The following is a 20,917-nucleotide window of genomic DNA, read 5'->3' on the forward strand; positions in this document are numbered from 1 at the left end:
CGACGACGGCGGCGCGGTGCGCGAACGCGGCGCGGCGGGCCAGGGCGCGGCCGGTGGCGCGCAGGTCGGCGTCGGTGGCGGTGGCGGCGTAGCGGCGCAGGCGGGCGGCCTGGGCGCGCAGGGCGGTCTCGGTCTTGGCGGACACGGTCCAGACGAGCGGCTCGCCGGTCGTGGCGGGCGTGCCGGTGGGGGCGGGGACGGCTTCGAGGATGACGTGGGCGTTGGTGCCGCTGACGCCGAAGCTGGACACGCCGGTGCGGGCCGGGCGGTCGGCGGGCAGCGCGACCTCCTCGGTGGCCACGCGGACGCCGCCGGACTCCCAGTCGACGTGCGCGGTGGGCTCGGTGACGTGCAGGGTGCGCGGCAGCACGCCGTGGCGCATGGCCTGCACCATCTTGATCACTCCGGCGACGCCGGCGGCGGCCTGGGTGTGGCCGATGTTGGACTTGACCGAGCCGACCCACACCGGCTGGCCCTCGCCGCGGCCCCGGCCGTAGGTGGCCAGCAGCGCCCCGGCCTCGATCGGGTCACCCAGGCGGGTGCCGGTGCCGTGCGCCTCGACGGCGTCGACGTCGCGGGTGTCCAGCAGGGCGTCGGCGAGGGCCTGGCCGATCACGCGTTCCTGGGCGGGGCCGCTGGGGGCGGTCAGCCCGTTGCTGGCGCCGTCCTGGTTGACAGCCGATCCGCGGATCACCGCGAGCACGCGCCGTCCGTTGCGGATCGCCGACGACAGCCGCTCCAGCACCAGCACGCCCACGCCCTCGGACCACGCCGCCCCGTCCGCCGAGGCGGAGAACGACTTGCACCGCCCGTCGGCCGACAGCGCCCGCTGCCGCGAGAACTCGATGAACGGCACCGGTGACGCCATCACCGTCACGCCGCCGGCCAGGGCGAGCGCGCACTCCCCGCGCCGCAGCGACTGCACGGCCAGGTGCAGGGCGACGAGCGAGGAGGAGCAGGCGGTGTCGACGGTCAGGCTGGGGCCTTCCAGCCCGAGCGTGTACGAGACGCGCCCCGACAGGACGCTGGAGGCGCTGGAGGTGAACAGGGTGCCCTCGACCGAGCCGGGGGCCAGCTCCAGGAACCGGGTGGAGTAGTGCTCGTACATGCATCCGGCGTAGACGCCGGTGCGGCTGCCGCGCAGCGTGCCCGGGTCGATCCCGGCCCGCTCCAGCGCCTCCCAGCACGACTCCAGGAACAGCCGGTGCTGCGGATCCGTCGCCAGGGCGCTGCGCGGGCTCATGCCGAAGAACCCCGCGTCGAACTCCCCGGCGTCGTGGACGAAGCCGCCGTGCCTGACGTACGACTTGCCCGCGGCCTCGGGGTCGGGGTCGTAGAGGCCGTCCAGGTCCCAGCCCCGGTCGGCGGGGAACTCGGTGATGGCGTCGCCCCCGGACGCCACCAGGTCCCACAGCTCCTCGGGGCTCGTCACCCCGCCGGGGTAGCGGCAGGCCATGCCGACGATCGCCACCGGCTCGTGCCGGCGGCCCTCCTCGTCGGCGAGTTGCCTGCGGGTGTCCGCCAGTTCGACGGTCGCGCGCTTGAGGTAGGCGCGGAGCTTGTCCTCGGTCCCCATCGGTCTGGCCCTTCCGGTCTCGGTCATGGCGTCACATCTCGTTGTCGATGAGGGCGAAGATCTCCTCGTCGGAAGCGGAATCGATCTTGTCCATCACCGTGTCGGGACGGCCCGCGCCGTCCGGAGCCGCGCCGAACCTGGCCAGGCCGCTCTGCAGCACCGCGACGAGCTTGCTGCGGATGGCCTCGCCGTCGCCCGTGGCGCTGGTGAGCATGGATCCCACACGTTCGAGCGCGCCGCGCAGGGTCTCCTCCGGGGAGGGCGGCGCGGGCGCGAGGGTGCTGAACAGGTACTCGGCGAGCGAGCTGATCGTCGGATGGTCGAAGACGAGCGTGGGCGGCAGGCGCAGGCCGGTGTCGGCGTTGAGCCGGTTGCGCAGTTCGACGGCGGTGAGGGAGTCGAAGCCGAGCTGGTTGAAGGCGCGGTCGACGCTGACCTTGTCGGGGCTGCCGTGGGCGAGCACGACGGCGACGTGGCCGCGCACCCGTTCGGTGAGCAGGCGCAGCGCCTCGTCCCTGGTGAGGGTGGCGAGCCGGGACATCAGCTCGGCCACGCCGGCGGGCTTGGCGGTGCGGCGGGGGGTGCGGACGAGGCCGTGCAGCATGGGCGGCAGGTCGCCCGCCTCGGCTCGGGCGCGCAGCCCGGCGGTGTCCCAGCGGGCGGCGACGACGAGGGGGTCGGGGCTGGTGAGCGCGGTGTCGAACAGGTCGAGGCCCTGGTCGACGGTGAGGGGGGCGATGCCGGTACGGGCGAGCCTGGCGACGTCGGCCTGCGAGAGGCCGCCCGACATGCCCGATGCGGTGTCCCACAGGCCCCAGGCGACCGACACCGCCGCCAGGCCCAGCTCCCGCCGGTGGGCGGCGAGGGCGTCGAGGAACGCGTTCGCCGCCGCGTAGTTGCCCTGACCGGCGTTCCCCAGCACCCCGGCCAGCGACGAGAACAGCACGAAGAAGGACAGGTCCCGGTCGCGGGTGAGCTCGTGCAGGTGCCAGGCGGCGTCGGCCTTGGGGCGCAGCACCGCGTCCATGCGTTCGGGGGTCAGGCTCTCGATCAGCGCGTCGTCCAGGACTGCCGCGGTGTGGACGACTCCGGCCAGGGGCACGTCCGCGAGCAGCGCGGCCAGGGCGTCGCGGTCGGCCACGTCGCAGGCGGCGACCGTGACCCGGGCGCCCAGCTCCTCCAGCTCGGCCACCAGCTCACCGGCGCCCGGAGCGGACTCACCACGCCGCGACACCAGCAGCAGATCCCGCACACCGTGAACCGTCACCAGACGGCGCGCCACCAGCGCGCCCAGACCACCGGTGCCACCAGTCACCAGCACAGGCCCCGAAATTTCCAGCAATGGGCGGGTTTCGGGCTTGCGGCGGACGAGGGCCGGGGCCAGCACCCTGCCGTCGCGGACCCGTACCTGGGGCTCGGCGACGGCGGCCAGGCTGCCCCAGTCGGCGTGGCCGTCCTCGACCTCGGCCAGCACGAACCGGCCGGGCTGCTCGGCCTGCGCCGCGCGCACCAGCCCCCACACGGCGGCGCCCGCCGGGTCGCCGGAGCGGGTGACGAACGCCAGCCGCGACTCGGCCATCCGCGCGTCGCCGATCGCCGTCAGCACCTGCTGGGTGAGCCGGCGGACGGCGGCGGGGACGTCGCCGGGACGGTCGGTGACGCACGGGATGACGACGGCCTCGGCCACGCCGCTGCCGGGCGGCGTCTCGGACCACTCCACGGCGTACACCGCCTGCGCGGGCCCGGCCGGCGTCCCGGACGGGACCGCCCGCACGCGCAGGGAGGCGAAGGAGAGCGCCGGCTGTCCCGCCGGGGTGGCGGCCTCCAGCGCGCACTCGTCGCCGCCCGCGCCGGTCAGGCGCACCCGCAGCCGGTCCGCGCCGGGATGGAGGAGCCGCAGGCCGCGCAGCTCGAACGGCAGCCGCACGCTCTCGTCGTCCCCGGCGACGAGCAGCGGGTGGAAGGCCGCGTCGAGCAGCGCGGGGTGGATGCCGAACCCCGCGGGGTCCACGTCGCCGGGCAGGGCGACCTCGGCGAACAGCTCGTCGCCGCGCCGCCACACCGCGCGCAGCCCCTGGAAGGCCGGGCCGTACTCGTAACCGCGCTCGGCCAGCCGCTCGTAACCGCCCTCGACCTCGACCGGCTCGGCGCCCTCCGGCGGCCAGGTCCCGGCCCACGGGTACGCGGCCGCCTGCGGGGCGCCGCCCGCCGTGACGGTGGCGGACACGTGGCGGGTCCAGTCGGCGTCCGGGTCACCGGCGGGCCGCGAGTACACGCGTACCGGCCTGGCCCCCGCGTCGTCGGAGCTCTCGGCGACCACCCGGACGGCCACCCCGCCCTCCGGCGGCAGCGTCAGCGGCGACTCGAACACCAGCTCCTCGACCGCGTCGCAGTCCACCCGCCCGGCCGCCTCCAGGACCAGCTCGGCCAGCGCCGCCCCGGGCAGCACGACCGTCCCGGACACCGCGTGCCCGGCCAGCCAGGGCGCCGTGGCCACCGACAGGCGCCCGGTCAGCACCACGGGCCCGTCCTCGGGCAGGTCGACGGCCGCGCTCAGCAGCGGGTGCCCGGCCTCGCGCAGCCCGGCCGCCGCCAGGTCGGCGGCGGGCGCGGGCGGGGCGAGCCAGTAGCGTTCGCGCTCGAAGGCGTACGTCGGCAGGTCCACGAGCCGGCCGCCCGCCGCCCGCGCGGGCCAGTCCACGCGCACCCCCGCCGTCCAGGCGCGGGCCAGGCAGCCGGCGAGCCCGTCGGCCTCGGTATGGTCGCGGCGGTGCAGGGGGACGATCGCGGCGTCCTCGCGGGTGACGCAGTCGTGCGCCATCCCGGACAGCACCGCCTGCGGCCCCACCTCCACGAAGACGCCGACGCCCTCGTCCTCCAGGCGGGAGATCGCCGCCCGGAACAGCACCGGCCCGGTGATCTGGTCGAGCCAGTAGGAGGTGCTCGCCCACGTGCCGCCCGCTCCCGGGACGGCCGTGGTGTGCGGCCTGCCGAACGTCACCCCCGCCAGCTCGGCGGCGAACGCCGACAGCATCGGCTCCATCAGCGGCGAGTGGAAGGCGTGGCTGACCGGCAGGCGGCGGATGCGGCGGCCCCGGGCCCGCCACTGCTCGGCGACGGCCAGGCACTCCCGCTCGGCGCCGGACACGACCACGGCGGCGGGGCCGTTGACGGCGGCGACGCTCACGCGCGACTCCAGCCCGGCGATCGACCCGGCGACCTCCTCGGCGGTGGCCTCCACGGCCACCATCGCGCCGGGCTCGCGCAGCTCCTGCATGAGCCGGCCGCGCGCGGCGATGAGGCGGGCGGCGTCGGCCAGGGACCACGCCCCGGCGGCGTACGCGGCGGCGTACTCGCCCACCGAGTGCCCGGCGACCGCGTCCGGCCGCACGCCGTGCGAGGCGAGCAGCTTGAGTGCGGCCACCTCGAAGGCGAACAGCGCCGGCTGCGTGTAAGCGGTCCTGTCGAGCAGAGCGGCGGTGGCGCTGCCGGGCTCGGCCCACATCACGTCCCGCAGCGGCCTGTCGAGGTACGGGCCCAGCGCGTCGCACACGTCGTCCAGGGCGGCGGCGAACACGGGCGACGCCGCCGCGAGCTCGCGGCCCATCCCGGCCCGCTGCCCGCCCTGCCCGGTGAACAGGAACGCCGTCCTCGGCTGCTCCCCCGCCACCCCTTCCACCACGGCCGCCCCGGCGGGCCCGCCGCTTGCGGAGCTCCCGTTGGCGTGCGCGGCGGGGACCGCGGTCCCGTTGGCGTGCGCGGCCGGGGCGGGTGTGCCGGTGGCGTACGCGGCGAGGGCGGTGGTGAGGGCGGCGTGGTCGGGGCCGAGGACGACGGCGCGGTGCGGGAGGGCGGCGCGTCCGGCGAGGGTGCGCGCCACGTCGGCGGGCCGGGGCGGCTCGCCGGAGGTGACGGCGGCGTGCAGCCGGGCGGCCTGGGCGCGCAGGGCCCGGGGGCTGCGGGCGCTGATCGGCCAGGCGACCTGTTCCGGCGTCACGGGCCCGGGCTCGGGCTCGGGCTCGGGCTCGGCGGCGGGCTCGGCGGCGGGCTCGGCGGCGGGGGCCTCCTCGATGATGAGGTGGGCGTTGGTGCCGCTGATGCCGAACGAGGAGATCCCGGCCCGGCGCGGCCGTTCCCCCGAGGGCCAGGCGCGGGCGGAGGTCAGCAGCTCGGCCCGCCCGGACTCCCAGTCGACGTGCGGGGTGCGTTCGGTGACGTGCAGGGTGGGCGGCAGCACCTCGTGGCGCATGGCCTGCACCATCTTGATCACTCCGGCCACCCCGGCGGCGGCCTGGGTGTGGCCGATGTTGGACTTGATCGAGCCGACCCACACGGGCCGGTCGTCGGCGCGGCCCCGGCCGTAGGTGGCCAGCAGCGCCCCGGCCTCGATCGGGTCGCCCAGGCGGGTCCCGGTGCCGTGCGCCTCGACGGCGTCCACGTCCCGCGTGTCGAGCCGCGCGTCCGCCAGGGCCTGGCCGATCACGCGTTCCTGGGCGGGGCCGCTGGGGGCGGTCAGCCCGTTGCTGGCCCCGTCCTGGTTGACCGCCGAACCCCGGATCACGGCCAGCACGCGCCGCCCGTTGCGGATCGCCGACGACAGCCGCTCCAGCACCAGCACGCCCACGCCCTCGGACCACGCCGCCCCGTCCGCCGAGGCCGAGAACGACTTGCACCGCCCGTCCGCCGACAGCGCCCGCTGCCGCGAGAACTCGACGAAGATGTCCGGCGCGGCGATCACGGTGACGCCGCCGGCCAGCGCGAGCGTGCACTCGTCCTGGCGCAGGGCGCGCGTGGCGAGGTGAAGCGCGACCAGGGACGACGAGCAGGCCGTGTCCACGGTGATGGACGGCCCCTCGAGCCCCAGCGTGTACGAGACGCGCCCGGACAGGACGCTCGGCGTGCTGGAGGTGAGCAGGCTGCCCTCGACCTCTTCGGGCACCCGGTCGAGGAAGCGCGTGGAGTAGAGCTCGTACATGCTGCCCGCGTAGACGCCGGTGCGGCTGCCGCGCAGCGTGCCCGGGTCGATCCCGGCCCGCTCCAGCGCCTCCCAGCACGACTCCAGGAACAGCCGGTGCTGCGGATCCGTCGCCAGCGCGCTGCGCGGGCTCATCCCGAAGAACCCCGCGTCGAACTCCCCCGCGTCGTGCAGGAACCCGCCGTGTCGCACATAGGACTTCCCGGACGCCTCCGGGTCGGGGTCGTACAGCCCGTCCACGTCCCAGCCCCGGTCGGCGGGAAACTCGGTGATCGCGTCGCCCCCGGACGCCACCAGGTCCCACAGCTCCTCCGGGCCCGTCACCCCGCCGGGGAAACGGCAGGCCATGCCGACGATCGCCACCGGCTCGTGCCGGCGGCCCTCCTCGTCGGCCAGCCGCCGGCGGGTCTCCGCCAGCTCGACGGTCACACGCTTGAGATAGGCACGGAGTTTCTCGTCATTCGCCACGTTCTGGCCTTTCCATAGACAGGGGGGACGTCATCGCCCGGTTGTCGATCAGGGCGAAGATCTCCTCGTCCGATGCGGAGCCGATCTCCGCCGCGCCGCCGGTGCCGGCGGGGTCGGCGGAGGGGACGGCGCTGGTGGCCCCGATCCTCGTGAGAGCGCTCTGCAGGATGGCGACGAGCTGGCCGCGCATGGCGTCCGCCTCGCCGTTGGCCGTCCGCAGCATCGACTCGGCCTGGTCCACGGCGGCCCGCAGCGTGTCCTCGGCCGACGGCGCCTCGGGCGCCAGCGCGCCGAACAGGTAGGCGGCCAGCGCGGTGACGGTCGGGTGGTCGAAGACCAGCGTGGCGGGCAGCCGGAGCCCGGCGTCGGCGTTGAGCCGGTTACGCAGTTCGACGGCGGTGAGCGAGTCGAAGCCCAGCTCGTTGAAGGCCCGGTCGACGTCCACGTCCTCGGGGCTGCCGTGGGCCAGGACGGCGGCGACGTGCGAGCGGACCAGCTCGACCAGGTGGGCGCGGCCGTCGGCCTCGGCCATCCCGGCCAGCCGCTCGGTCAGCCCGCCGGGTCCGGCGACGGCCGCCGGGCTCGCCGCCGCCGTCGCGCGCCGAGGGGTGCGGACGAGGCCGCGGAGCATGGGCGGCAGGTCGCCCGCCTCGGCTCGGGCGCGCAGCCCGGCGGTGTCCCAGCGGGCGGCCACGATCAGCGGCTCTGAGCTGGTCAGGGCCGTGTCGAACAGGTCGAGGCCCTGGTCCACGGTGAGCGGGGCGATGCCCGCGCGGGCCAGCCTGGCCACGTCGGCCTGCGACAGGCCGCCCGACATTCCGGATTCGGTGTCCCAGAGGCCCCAGGCGATCGACACCGCCGCCAGGCCCAGCTCCCGCCGGTGGGCGGCGAGGGCGTCGAGGAACGCGTTCGCCGCCGCGTAGTTGCCCTGGCCGGCGTTCCCCAGCACCCCGGCCAGCGACGAGAACAGCACGAAGAAGGACAGCTCGCGATCCTGGGTCAGCTCGTGCAGGTACCAGGCCGCGTCGGCCTTGGGCGCCAGCACCGCGTCGAGCCGAGCCCCGGACAGCCCCTCCAGGACGGTGTCGTCGAGCACGGCCGCCGTGTGGACGACCCCGGCCGGCGGCACGTCCGCGAGCAGGGCGGCCAGCGCGTCGCGGTCCGACACGTCGCAGGCGGCGACCGTGACCCGGGCGCCCAGCCCCTCCAGCTCCGCCACCAGCTCACCGGCCCCCGGAGCGGCCTCACCACGCCGCGACACCAGCAGCAGATCCCGTACCCCGTGAACCGTCACCAGACGGCGGGCCACCAGCGCCCCCAGACCACCCGTGCCACCGGTCACCAGCACAGGTCCCGAAATTTCGGGCAATGTTCCCTGGGTGAGCTCCTGCCGGGTCAGGCGCGGCGCCAGCAACTGCTGGCCGGCCGTGGCCAGCTGGGTCTCGCCGGAGGCGACGGCGGCGGCGAGGCGTTCCCAGGCGGTGAAGCCGGGCGCGATCTCGGCCAGGGCGAAGCGGCCCGGGTGCTCGGACTGGGCCGACCGCAGCAGGCCCCAGACGGCGGCCGTCCCCGGCCCGCCCGGCCGGGTGGCGAACACCAGCCGCGACCCGGCGAACCGCTCGTCGGCCAGCCACCCCTGCGCCAGGTCGAGGACCTCGCGCAGCGCGTCGTGCGCCGAGTACGGCAGGTCGTCGCCGTCCACGTGGACAGGAGCCAGCACGGTGGCGGGCACGCCGCCCGCGTTCATGCCGGCCAGCGAGGCGAGGTCGTAGTGGCGCGGCGCGGCGATCCCCGCCCGCTCCAGCTCGGCCGCCAGCTCGTCGGCGGCCTCGTCGTACCCGACGAGCGCCCAGCCACCGGCCCCGGCCGCGGACGGCTCGGGCAGCGGCGTCCAGTCCAGCGTGTGCCCGGCGGCCCCGACGGCGGGCCGGGCCGCGCCGCGCGGCAGGCGGCGCAGGGCCAGCTCGGCGGCGGCGATCCGGGCGCCCGTGCCGTCGAACAGCGCCAGCGCGATCCGGTCGTCGCCCAGGTCGGTGATCCGGGCGCGCACCGTCTCGGCCCCCAGCGCGGTGACGCGCACGCCGCTCCAGGAGAACGGCAGCAGCAGCGCCGACGGGTCGTCGGCCGACTCCAGCACCACCAGGTGCAGCACCGCGTCCAGCAGCGCCGGGTGCAGCACGAACCGGCCGGCGTCGGCGCGCGCCTGCTCGGGCAGTGCCACCTCCACGTACGCGTCGCCGCCGTCGCGCCAGGCGGCCCGCAGCCCCTGGAACGCGGGACCGTACGCGTAACCGCGCTCGGCGAGCAGCTCGTAGAGGCCGTCCAGGCCTATCGGGCTCGCCTCGGGCGGCCAGCCGGGCAGCCGCTCGGGGGCGTCCCCGGCGCCGGGGCCGAGCAGGCCGGTGGCGTGGCGCGTCCAGGGGGCGTCGGCGTCGCCCGCCGGGCGGGCGTGCACGGTCAGGGTGCGGCGGCCCTGCTCGTCCGGCCCCGACACGCTGACCTGCACGTGCGCCGCGCCCTCCGCCGGGAGCGGCAGCGGCGCCTCCAGGGTCAGGTCCTCGACGGCGTCACAGCCGGCGGCGGCCGCGGCCTGCAGCGCCAGCTCGACGAAGGCGGTGCCGGGCAGCAGGACGCCGCCGTCGATCGCGTGGTCGGCCAGCCACGGCACGGCCGGCACGGACAGCCGCCCGGCCAGCAGGAACCCGTCGTCGGCGGCCACCGGCAGCACGGCGCCCAGCAGCGGATGCCCGGAGCCCGGCGCGGCGAGGCCGAACAGCTCCCCCGAGCCGCCCGAGGGGGCGGTGAGCCAGTGCCGGGCCCGCTCGAACGGGTAGCCGGGCAGAGCCTCGTGGTGGCGGCGGGCCGTGCCGAGCGCGGCGGCCCAGTCGACGCCCGCGCCGAGCACCCACGCCTGGCCGAGCGCCTTGAACAGCCTCGGCGCGCCGCCGTCGCCGCGCCGCAGCGTGCCCGTGGCGCCGCCGGGCGCGCCGGCCGCCGCGAGCGTGTCCTGGACGTGGCCGGTCAGCACCGGGTGCGGGCTGGCCTCGACGAACACCGGCGTGCCCGCCGCCGCCACCACCTCGATCGCCTGCTGGAACCGGACCGGGTTGCGCAGCCCGGTGAACCAGTACTCGGCCGTGAGCAGGCCAGGGTCGATGAACTCGCCCGCGTACGAGGAGCAGAACGCCACCTCGGTGTCGCGGGGCCGTACCCCGTCGAGGACGCGCAGGATCTCCTCCCGCAGCTCGTCGATGTGCGGGGTGTGGGCGGCGTAACCGATGGCGACGCGGCGGGTCTGCACGGCGTCGCCGCAGGCGGCGGCGAACTCGTCGAGCGCGCCGGCGTCGCCTGCCACGACCGTGCTGGACGGCCCGCTGAACACGGCCGGCCACAGCCTTCCGGCGAACGGCTCCAGCAGCTCGCCGACGCGGTCGGCGGGCAGCGACACGGCGAGCATGCCGCCCTTGTCGCCCAGCCTCGTCAGCGCCCGGCTGCGCAGCACCACCACGCGGGCGGCGTCCTCCAGAGAGAGCGCCCCGGCGGCGCACGCGGCGGCGATCTCGCCCTGCGAGTGGCCGACGACGGCGGCGGGGTGGACGCCGAGCGTGCGCCACAGCCCGGCCAGCGCGACCATGACGGTGAACAGCACCGGCTGGATGACGTCGGAGCCCTCCATCGGCGGCGCGCCGGGGCGTCCGCGCAGCACGTCGATGACGGACCAGCCGGTGTACGGGAACAGGGCGCGGTCGCAGCGGGCGGCCTGCTCGCGGAAGGCGGGGCTGCCGTCCAGCAGGTCGACGGCCATGCCGGCCCACTGGGAGCCCTGGCCGGGGAAGACGAACACCGGCTTGGCCTCGGCGGGCGCGACGCCGCTGGTGACGGCGGCGTGCGGCGTCCCGGCGGCCAGGGCGGCGAGCCCGGCCAGCAGCTCGTCCGGGTCCGCGGCGACCACCACGGCCCGGTGCGCGAACACTGCCCGCCGCGCCAGCGTCCGCCCCGCATCCACCAACACCCCGATCACACCACCCGCGACCGCGTCGGCGGACTCACCAGCGGGGACGTCGGCGTCCGCGAAGGTGGCGGCCTTCACGAGGGCGGTGACGTCCGCGGAGGTGGCGGCCTCTGCGGGGGCGGCGGCCTCCGCCAGAGGGGTGGCCAACCCGGCGGTGGGTTCCGAGGTGGGGGGCTGGGTGATGAGGGTTTCGGCGTGGGTGTGGAGGCGGGCGGCCTGGGTGCGCAGTGCGGCCTCGGTGCGGGCCGACACGACCCAGACGATCGGCCCGGCGTCCGTGCCGGCCACCGGCTCCTCGTACGGGAGCTCGGCGGGCGGCGGGGCGGCCTCCACGATGACGTGCGCGTTCGTGCCGCTGATGCCGAAGCTGGAGACCCCGGCCCGGGGCGGCCGGTCCCCCGTGAGCTCGACCGGCTCGGTGAGCAGGCTGACCCCGGCCGAGGCCCAGTCGACGTGCGGCGTCGGGTCGGCGGCGTGCAAGGTGGGCGGCAGGGTCCGGTGCTCCAGCGCCTTCACCATCTTGATCACCCCGGCGACGCCGGCGGCGGCCTGGGTGTGGCCGATGTTGGACTTGAGCGACCCGAGCCAGACCGGCCGGCCGGGGTCGCGGCCCTCGCCGTAGACGGCGATGACCGAGTCGGCCTCGATGGGGTCGCCGAGCCGGGTGCCGGTGCCGTGCGCCTCGACGGCGTCGACGTCGGCGGCGGTGAGCCGGGCGTCGGCGAGCGCCTGCCTGATGACCTCGCGCTGGGCCTGCCCGCTGGGGGCGGTGAGCCCGTTGCTGGCGCCGTCCTGGTTGACGGCGCCGCCGCGCAGCACGCCGAGGACGCGGTGGCCGTGGCGGCGGGCGTCGGAGAGGCGTTCGAGCACGAGCATGCCGGCGCCCTCGGCCCAGCCGGTGCCGTCGGCCTGCGCGGAGAACGCCTTGCACCGCCCGTCGCGGGCCAGCCCGCCCTGCCTGCTGAACTCGACGAACATGCCGGGCGTCGACATCACGGTCACGCCGCCCGCCAGCGCCAGCGCGCATTCGCCGCGCCGCAGCGCCCGCATCGCCAGGATGATCGAGACGAGCGAGGAGGAGCAGGCCGTGTCGGTGGTGATCGCGGGGCCGCGCAGGCCGAGCGTGTAGGCGATGCGGCCGGAGACGACGCTGAGCGCGGTGCCGGTCAGCAGGTGGCCGTCGGAGGCGCCGTCCGGCTGGTGCAGGCGGGGCCCGTAGTCGGGGGCCATCGCGCCGACGTACACGCCGGTCGGGGAGCCGCGCAGCGCCGCCGGGTCGATGCCGGCGCGTTCGACGGCCTCCCAGCAGATCTCCAGGAGGAGGCGCTGCTGCGGGTCCATGGCGGTGGCCTCGCGCGGGCTGATGCCGAAGAAGGCGGCGTCGAACCGGTCGGCGTCGTGCAGGAACCCGCCGTGCCTGGTGTCGCTGGTGCCGGAGCCGCCCGAGCCGAACAGGGTGCCGAAGTCCCAGCCCCGGTTGGCGGGGAACTCGGTGATGGCGTCGGAGCCGGTGCTGACGAGCCGCCACAGGTCCTCGGGCGAGGCGACCTCGCCGGGGTAGCGGCAGCCCATGCCGACGATCGCGATCGGGTCGTCGTCGGTCCGCGCCGGGGTGACAGCGGCGGCGGTGGCGGGCTCCGGCTCCGCTCCGGTGAGCAGTCCGTGCAGGAAGGCGGTCAGCCGGTCGGGCGTGGGGTGGTCGTACAGCAGCCCGGCGGGCAGCCGCAGCCCGGTGGCCGAGCGCAGTTTGTCGCGCAGCTCGACGGCGGTGGCGGACTCCATGCCGAGGTCCTTGAACGTGCGGCCGGGCTCGACCGCCGCCGCCTCGCCGTAGCCGAGCAGCCGCGCCGTCGTGTCCAGCACCAGCTCGCGCACCTCGGCGCGCGACGTCCCGCCGCGTGGCGCCGCCTGCTGCGGCTCCGTGTCCAGCGGGACCGGCGTCGCCGGCGCGGTGCGGCGGGGCGTGGCGGAGTCGCCGTGGGCCAGGTGCTGGAACGGGTACGTGGGCAGGTCGATCGGGCGTCCGCCGGGGCAGAGGCGGGCCCAGTCCACCGGTGCGCCCTGCGCGTACGCCTGGGCCAGCGACCGGGTCAGCCGTTCGGCGCCGCCCTCGCCGCGGCGCAGGGTGCCGGTCACGGCGACGTCGCGGCCCGCGTCCTCGGCCGTCTCCTCCACGCCGGTGACCAGCACCGGGTGCGGGCTGCACTCGACGAACAGCGCGCACTCCTCCAGGGCGGCGCGCACCGCCTGGCCGAAGCGGACGGGGCGGCGCAGGCTGCGGTACCAGTAGGCGGCGTCGAGCCCGGCGGTGTCCATCGGCTCGCCTGTGAGCGTCGAGACGAACGTCGTCTCCACCCTCACCGGCCGGATCGGGGCGAGCGCGGCCAGCACGTCCTCGCGCACCGCCTCGACCTCGGGCGAGTGGGAGGCGTAGTCGACCGGAATGATCTTGGTGCGGTGCCCGGGCAGCCGGGTGGCGAGCTCGGCCAGCGCCTCGCGGGGGCCGGAGACGACCAGCGATCGCGGCCCGTTGTAGGCGGCGACGGACACGCCGTCGGGCAGCACGGGCTCGACCACGTCCAGCGGGGCGGCGACCGACATCATGCCGCCCTTGCCGGTGATGCCGGCGATGGCGCGGCTGCGCAGGGCGACGACCCTGGCGGCGTCGCCCAGCGTGAGCGCCCCGGCGACGGCGGCGGCGGCGATCTCGCCCTGCGAGTGGCCGACGACGGCGGCGGGGTGCACGCCGTGCGCGCGCCACGTCCCGGCCAGCGCGACCATGACCGCCCACAGCGCGGGCTGCACGACGTCGACGCGGTCCAGGCCGGGCGCGCCGGGGCGCTCGCGCAGGACGTCCATCAGCGCGTACGGGACGAAGGGCGCGAGGGCGTCGGCGCACTCGGCGAGGCGGGCGGCGAACACCGGGGAGGCGTCGATCAGCTCGCGCGCCATCCCGGGCCACTGGGAGCCCTGGCCGGGGAAGACGAACGCGCACCCGCCGGGCACGGCGGCGCCGGTGACGACGGAGTCGTGGGGACGCCCCTCGGCCAGGGCGGCGAGCGCGTCCCGCCGGGCTTCGCGGCCGGTGGCGAGGACGACGGCCCGCCGCTCGAACGGCGTCCGGGTGGCGGCGAGGCTGAGCGCCACGTCCACCGGCGCGACGGCGGGGTCCGCGGCGAGCGCGGCCAGCCGGGCGGCCTGCTCACGCACGGCCCCCTCCGCTCGCCCGGACAGCACCCACGGCGCCTGATCGCCCGCTCCCGTCACGGCCCCGGCTTCGGCTGCGGCTTCGGTCGCGGCGGTTGCCGCCGCGCCGGGGACGGGCGGCGGGGGTTCGGCGAGGATGAGGTGGCAGTTGGTGCCGCCCATGCCGAACGAGCTCACGCCCGCGAGCAGGCGGCCGCCGTCCGGCCAGGGGCGGGTCTCGGCGACGACGCTCAGGCGCAGCGCGTCCAGGGGGATGGCGGCGGGCGGCGTGCGGAAGTGCAGGCTGGCGGGCAGTTCGCGGTGCTTGACGGCGAGCACGACCTTGAGCAGCCCGGCGATGCCCGCCGCGCCCTCCAGGTGGCCGATGTTCGTCTTGACGGACCCGACCAGCAGCGGCTCGGCCCGCCCGGCCCCGTAGGCGGCGCCGAGCGCGGCGGCCTCCACCGGGTCGCCGGCCTTGGTGCCGGTGCCGTGCAGCTCGACGTAACGCACCTCGCCGGGCGTCACCCCGGCCTCGGCGCAGGCGAGCCTGATGACCTCCTCCTGGGCCTGCGCGCTGGGCACGGTCAGCCCTTCGCCGCCGCCGTCGTTGTTGACGGCCCCGCCGAGGATCACCGCGTGCACCCGGTCCCCGTCGGCCAGCGCGTCGGCGAGCCGCTTGAGCACGACGACGGCGCCGCCCTCGCCGCGCACGTACCCGTTGGCCCGCTCGTCGAAGACGTGGCAGCGGCCGTCGGGGGACAGCGCGCCGAACGCGCCGATGGCGGCGGTGGTCTCGCCGAGCAGGTTCAGGTTGACGCCGCCGGCGAGCGCCACGTCGCTCTCGCCGCGCCGCAGGCTGGCCGCGGCCATCTGGACCGCGACGAGCGACGACGACTGGCCGGTGTCGAGGGTGAGGCTGGGGCCGCGCAGCCCGAGCGCGTACGAGATCCGGTTGGCGATCAGCGCCCGGTTGACGCCCGTGTAGGCGTGGCGGCCGGGGCCGGGCGCCCGGTCGCGCAGGGCGGCGTAGTCCTGGGAGATCGCGCCGAGGAAGACGCCGGCGGCGCTGCCGCGCAGCGCGGCGGGCACGACGCGGGCGTGCTCGAGGGCTTCCCAGCCGAGTTCGAGCGCCAGCCGCTGGTGCGGGTCCATCGCGGCCGCCTCGTTCGGCGAGATGCCGAAGAAGGCGGCGTCGAAGCCGTCGACGTCGTCGAGGAACCCGCCCCGCCGGTACTCGGCCGCCTCGGGCCATCGGCCTTCGGGCGCGTCCGTGACCGCGTCCTCGCCATCGCGCAGGAGTTTCCAGAAACTGTCCGGATCCGTTGCCCGCGGCAGCCTGCACGCCATGCCGATGACGGCGATCGCGTCCGGCTCGCTCCGCTGTCCCGACTCACCCATCAATGCGCCACCCCAAGCCTCGGGCGTCCAATTGACGCCGTTTATCCGAACGGCTGTGAAGCATTTACCGACAGCCGGACGAGTTCGCGGCCATTGCATAGTGAGTGAGACCCTAATTGGCGGTTCGGACCGCGGGCACAGGTCGCAGGCGGCACCTTGTTGCCGCCATTTGTTGCCATCGCCGCCGACCGTCCGGCCCCTTGACCCGGGCGCCGGCGGTCGGGGATGAATGACGGACGGACGAAGCCGCGGGAGGAGGGCGCATGCCCGTCGAGTCTCCGCTCAGTCACGGCCAGTTGTTCAGCTGGCGGGAGATCGAGCGGTATCCGGAGGACTGGCTGGCCGAGGCGAACCTGCCTGCCACCTGGGACCTGCGCGGCCTGTCCGTCGGGCAGGTGACCGCCGCGCTGGAGCGGCTCGTCGCCCGGCACGAGGCCCTGCGGACCACGTACGACCCGGGCGGCGGCACGCCGGTGCAGCGTGTGCACGAGAGCGTGGCGCTGCCGATCGAGCGGGTGGACCGGGTGGTGACCGACCCGGCCGAGCACGAGCGGACCAAGGCGGAGCTGGTGGCGGTGCCGTTCGCGATGGCGGACGACCTCAACTGGCGGGGCCGGCTGGTGTGCTCGCGCGGCGCCCCGGTGTACCTGACGCTGGTGTTCTCCCATCTGATCGTGGACCTGTGGTCGATCCACCACCTCCAGGACGAGTTCAAGGCGCTCACGTCGGGCGCCCGCCCGGCGCCCGCGGGACCGCCGCCGCGCGAGGTGGCGCGGCGGCAGCGCGCGGACGCCTGGCGGCCCCGCCAGGAGGGCGCCGAGCGCTACTGGCGGTCGGTGCTGGCCGAGGGGCTGACCGACGAGCTGCCGACGCTGCCCGCGCGGGTCAAGCGCGAGCGGCTGGAGCTGACGCTGCACTCGCGGCGGCTGGGCGGCCTGGCGGCGGAGGCCGCGCGCAGGCACGGCGTGACCGCGCCGGCGGTGGTGATGGCGTTCGTCGCCGCCGGACTGGCCCGCCACCTGGGCACCGACCGGGTGACGATGAGCCTGATGTCGTCCAACCGGTTCGCCCCGGAGGACCAGCACCTCATCGGCACCATGAACCAGCTCGTCCCCGTCGTGACCGAGGTGGACCGGCGGGCCACGCTCGCCGAGCACATCAAGCGGCTGCACTGGGCGGGGGCCAGGGCCTACCGGCACGGCAGCTACGACTTCGACCGCGTCACCGAGGTGGCCGGGCCCGCGCCGGAGCACGGCTGCTGGGTCAACCACTTCTTCCGCGCCTGGTTCAACTACGTGCAGGTGGACCGGCGGCCGAGCGACCCCGCCGACCAGACGCCGGCCGAGCTGGCCTGGACGCCCGTCGCCCAGCCGTACGGGCAGGCGTTCCGGGTGCGGGTGGAGGTGCGGGGCGGGCGCACCGGCGTGCTCATGCTGGGCGACCCCGACGTGCTGCCGGCCGAGGCGATGACAGACCTCATGCGGACGATCCCGATGGGGATCCAGCTCGCGCTGACGGAGCCGGACCGGGCACTGAAGGACCTGTGGAGCGCGGGCGCCGAGCTCCCCCCGGCGCTGTTCCCGGCGAACCCGCCCAGCCCGCCCGGCCCGCCGAGCCCGGCCGGGTCGTCCCGGTAGCGGACCGTCATCGAGGGAGAGGCCATGGCACGCACCCTCCACCAGTGGTTCGCCGCGTCGGCGGCGCGTCACGGCGACCGGGTCGCCCTGGAGGCCGGCGGCGAACGCTGGACGTACGCCGAGCTGGAGGCGCTGTCCGGGCGGCTGGCCGCGCTGATCGCCGGCGCCTGCGACGGGCCGCCGTCGCGGGTGGGGCTGCACGCGGGCCGCGGCCCGCTGGCCTACGCCGGGTACCTGGCGATCCAGCGGCTCGGCGCGGCGGCCGTACCCCTGAGCCCGGCCGCGCCGCCCGCCCGCAACCGGCTGGTGGCCGCGTCCGCCGGGCTCGGCGCGGTGCTGTCGGACGCGGGCCTGGAGCCGCCCGGGCTGCCGGACGGCGTCCGCGTGGTCCGTGCCGCCGCCGGGCAGCCGCACCCGTCCGGTCCCGCGCCGTCCGCGCGGGCGCAGGCCGACGACGTCGCCTACGTGCTGTTCACCTCGGGCTCGACGGGGACGCCGAAGGGCGTGCCGATCCGTCACCGCAGCGTGGACGCCTACCTGCGGCACGTGATCCCCCGGTACGGGCTCGGGCCGGGGTGCAGGGTGTCGCAGACCTTCGACCTGACGTTCGACCTGTCGGTGTTCGACCTGTTCGCCACCTGGGGCAGCGGCGCGACGCTGGTCGTGCCGGGCCGCTACGACCTGCTCAAACCGGTCGCGTTCGTCTCCCGGGAGCGGCTGACCCACTGGTTCTCGGTGCCGTCGGTGGTGTCGGTGGCGATGCGGCTGCGCCGGCTGGCGCCGGGGTCGATGCCGTCGCTGCGGTGGAGCCTGTTCTGCGGGGAGCCGCTGACGCTGCGGCAGGCCGCGGCGTGGCGGGCTGCGGCGCCGGACAGCGTCCTGGAGAACGTGTACGGGCCGACGGAGCTGACGCTGAGCTGCACCGAGTACCGCCTGCCCGCCGACCCGGCCCGCTGGCCCGTGACGGCCAACGGGACGGTGCCGATCGGCCTGCCGTACCCGGGCGTGGAGCACCTGGTGATCGACGGCGACGGGCGGCCGGCCGAGGAGGGCGAGCTGTGCCTGCGCGGCGTGCAGCGCTTCCCCGGCTACACCGATCCGGCGGTGAACGCGGGCCGGTTCGCCGCGTTCGACGGGCGGGTCACGACCGGCGCGGAGACGGGCGCGACGGCGGCGCCGGAGCTGTGGTACCGCACCGGGGACCGGGTGGCCTGGCGTGACGGGGTGCTGGTGCACCTGGGCCGGCTGGACCAGCAGGTGAAGATCTCCGGCCACCGGGTGGAGCTGGGCGAGGTGGAGTGCGCGCTGCGCGGGCAGCCGGGCGTGCAGGAGGCGGTCGTGCTGGCGCTGCCCGGCCCGGACGGCGAGCCGGAGCTGGCCGCCGCCTGCACCGGGCTCGACGGGGCGGCGCTGGATCCGGTGGCGCTGGTCAAGGGGGTCACGCAGGTGCTGCCCGGCTACATGGTGCCGCGCTCGGTCACGCCGGTGGCGGAGCTGCCGCTCAACGCCAACGGGAAGGTGGACCGCCGGGCCGTGGCGGCGGTCCTGCGCGGGTGACGGCTGCGGTACGGCCCCGCTCAGAACGGCCTGGGACGGTCCGGGCGGGTCGTCATCAGCGTGGACAGCGCCAGCCACAGCGAGCCGACGGTCGCGAACGTGGACTCGTCCAGGAGCTCGTCGGGCAGCTCGACCGCGTAGCCGTTCTCGATGTCGACCATCAGCCGCACCACGCCCATCGAGTCGAGACCGAGCGCCGACAGCTCGTCGCGGGCGGTGAGCCCGGCCGACTCCGCGTACGGCAGATGCGCGCGCAGAATGCTCTGGAACCGGTCCGGAATTTCCAGCATCGCGTTACCCCCAATCCAGTGGTGAATATTCAGGCTGCCGAACGGCGGATCATCGGTCAACAATGGCGCTCCTGGCCGTTTCCCACGGCCGGAACCTGCCATTGAACAGCGGTTGTGCCGGCTGTCCCGAAAGCCGATTCTCGAATGTGTCCGCCGACCGCCGGGGGTGGGAGAAAATGAAATCCGCGAGCCTGTGCTGGGGGCAGCGCTACATGTGGCTGCGGGTCCACCAGCTGCCGCCCGGCCACCAGCACGAGACGCACGTGGTGCTGCGGTTCGACCTGCCCGCGGGGCTGACGGTCGCGGCCTGCCGGGCGATGCTCACGTACCTGACGCGGCGGCACGAGATCCTGCGCACGACCTTCGGCCCGGGGCCGGAGCAGCGGGTGCGCCCGCCCGCGCCGTTGCCGGTCACGGTGGTGACCGCCGAGCGCGACGGCGGCGCCACGCCCGCCGAGGTGGTCGAGGAGCTCAGCACGCGGCCGTTCGACCTGGCCGGGGAGTGGCCGGTGCGGGCGTGCCTGATCACCTCCGGCGGGGCGCCGCGGCACTGCGTGCTGGTGTTCAACCACCTGGCGGTCGACATGTGGACGCTCGGGGAGATCAAGCGGGAGCTGCGCACGCAGAGCGCGGGGGCCGTCGCCCGGCGCCCGGCCGCGCTGCCGCCGGTCCGCCACCAGCCCGCCGACCTGGCCCGCCACGAGGCGTCGGCGGACGCCGCCATCGTGGCGTCACGCGCGATGGCGTACTGGCAGGAGGAGGTCGGCGTGCTGCCGGCCGACCCGTTCGCGGCGCGCCGGACCGAGCGGGCAGACGGCCCTCCGGCCGGGCACGCGACGCTGATCTCGCCGCCGATGCTGGCGGCGTCGCGGCGGATCGCCGCCCGGCACGGCGTGTGGCCGTCGCTGGTGCACGTGGCCGCCTACACGGCGATGGCGGCCCTCTACACCGGGCGTGAGGACGTGGCGCACCTGGCGTTCGTCAGCAACCGTGAGTCGCACCCGTGCCCCGACGTGCTGACGTGCATGTTCTCGCCGATGCTGGTGCGGGTGAGCTGCGCGGGCGACCCCTCGTTCGGCGAGCTGCTGCGCCGGGTGGCCGCCGCGTACGGGCGGGCCGGGGAGCACGCGTACGTGCCCTACGACAAGGTCGTGGAGATGGTGTCGCGGGAGGGGTCGCGGCGCGGCGTCGCCGTACGGCTCGGCTCGGAGATCAACTTCATCAAGCAGCGCACCCGCGAGTACGGCGGCCGGCGCACCGCCTTCACCTGGAACCCGGTGCCGTGGGCGTGGGCGCACCACGGCGACGACACGTACCTGCGGGTGGACGAGTGGCGCGACGCGGTCGCCCTGTCGCTGCACGCCGCCTCGTCCGTCATGGATGCCGGCGACGTCGAGCGGTTCCTGCGCGGCATGGAGGCGCTGGTCCTCACCTGCGACGCCCGCGCGTCACAAGAGGGCGCGCCCGGTCCGACGCTCGGCGAGGCGGCCCGGATCGCCGGGTTCGCCCCGGCGGGCGCGCCGCCCGACCCCGTCCCGCTGGAGACGTGGCACGGTCACGCCGGCCCCGCCGCCCGCGCCCTGGCCGACGCCGTGCGGGAGGCGCACGGCCTCGGCCCCCTCGATCTCTCCGACAGCTACACCCTCGCCGGAGGCCAGGTCCTGCGCATCCCGCAGGTGCTGGCCGAGCTCGCGCGGCGCGGCTGGGAGGGTCTGACCCTCAACCAGCTCGCCGGGCCCGCACCGCTGGGCGCGCTGGCCTCCCGGCTGGCCCAGGGGCGCCTTCACCAGAACCAGGCACACTCGGAGTGAGACC

Annotated in this window: 7 protein-coding genes; 3 read left to right on the forward strand and 4 right to left on the reverse strand. The window is 76.2% G+C overall.

Annotated elements, in window-relative coordinates:
* From AB0G11_RS22965 to AB0G11_RS22975, 3 genes are all read right to left on the reverse strand, one after another.
* Positions 1-1,603: beta-ketoacyl synthase N-terminal-like domain-containing protein (locus tag AB0G11_RS22965; RefSeq protein WP_357588039.1), on the reverse strand; the 1,603-nt coding region annotated here is incomplete at its 3' end.
* A 4-nt stretch (positions 1,604-1,607) separates the two neighbouring features.
* A complete protein-coding gene (locus AB0G11_RS22970; protein ID WP_357588041.1) occupies positions 1,608-6,980 on the reverse strand; it encodes a type I polyketide synthase in 5,373 nt (1,790 codons plus the stop codon).
* A gap of 28 nt (positions 6,981-7,008) precedes the next feature.
* Positions 7,009-15,618 carry a type I polyketide synthase gene (locus tag AB0G11_RS22975; RefSeq protein WP_357588043.1) on the reverse strand — a complete coding sequence of 2,870 codons (8,610 nt, stop codon included), beginning with the start codon at positions 15,616-15,618 and terminating at the stop codon, positions 7,009-7,011.
* Between the two features lie 263 nt (positions 15,619-15,881).
* On the opposite strand from AB0G11_RS22975, the gene AB0G11_RS22980 reads away from it, so the two are divergent.
* Together AB0G11_RS22980 and AB0G11_RS22985 are read left to right on the forward strand one after the other, a co-directional pair.
* Complete coding sequence (locus tag AB0G11_RS22980) at positions 15,882-17,255, forward strand: condensation domain-containing protein (protein ID WP_357588045.1); 1,374 nt, start codon at positions 15,882-15,884, stop codon at positions 17,253-17,255.
* 24 nt (positions 17,256-17,279) lie between these two features.
* Entirely contained in the window at positions 17,280-18,812 is a 1,533-nt protein-coding gene (locus AB0G11_RS22985; protein WP_357588047.1) for an AMP-binding protein, read from the forward strand.
* A gap of 20 nt (positions 18,813-18,832) precedes the next feature.
* Here the strand turns inward: AB0G11_RS22985 and AB0G11_RS22990 are convergent, their stop codons facing one another.
* Complete coding sequence (locus AB0G11_RS22990) at positions 18,833-19,102, reverse strand: phosphopantetheine-binding protein (protein ID WP_219509639.1); 270 nt, start codon at positions 19,100-19,102, stop codon at positions 18,833-18,835.
* Between the two features lie 176 nt (positions 19,103-19,278).
* On the opposite strand from AB0G11_RS22990, the gene AB0G11_RS22995 reads away from it, so the two are divergent.
* Positions 19,279-20,913 (forward strand): condensation domain-containing protein, encoded by a 1,635-nt coding sequence (locus AB0G11_RS22995; RefSeq protein ID WP_357588049.1) that lies wholly within the window; start codon positions 19,279-19,281, stop codon positions 20,911-20,913.
* Positions 20,914-20,917 lie beyond the last annotated feature (4 nt).

It is taken from the genome of Nonomuraea sp. NPDC023979 (assembly GCF_040639085.1).
Lineage (GTDB): Bacteria > Actinomycetota > Actinomycetes > Streptosporangiales > Streptosporangiaceae > Nonomuraea > Nonomuraea ceibae.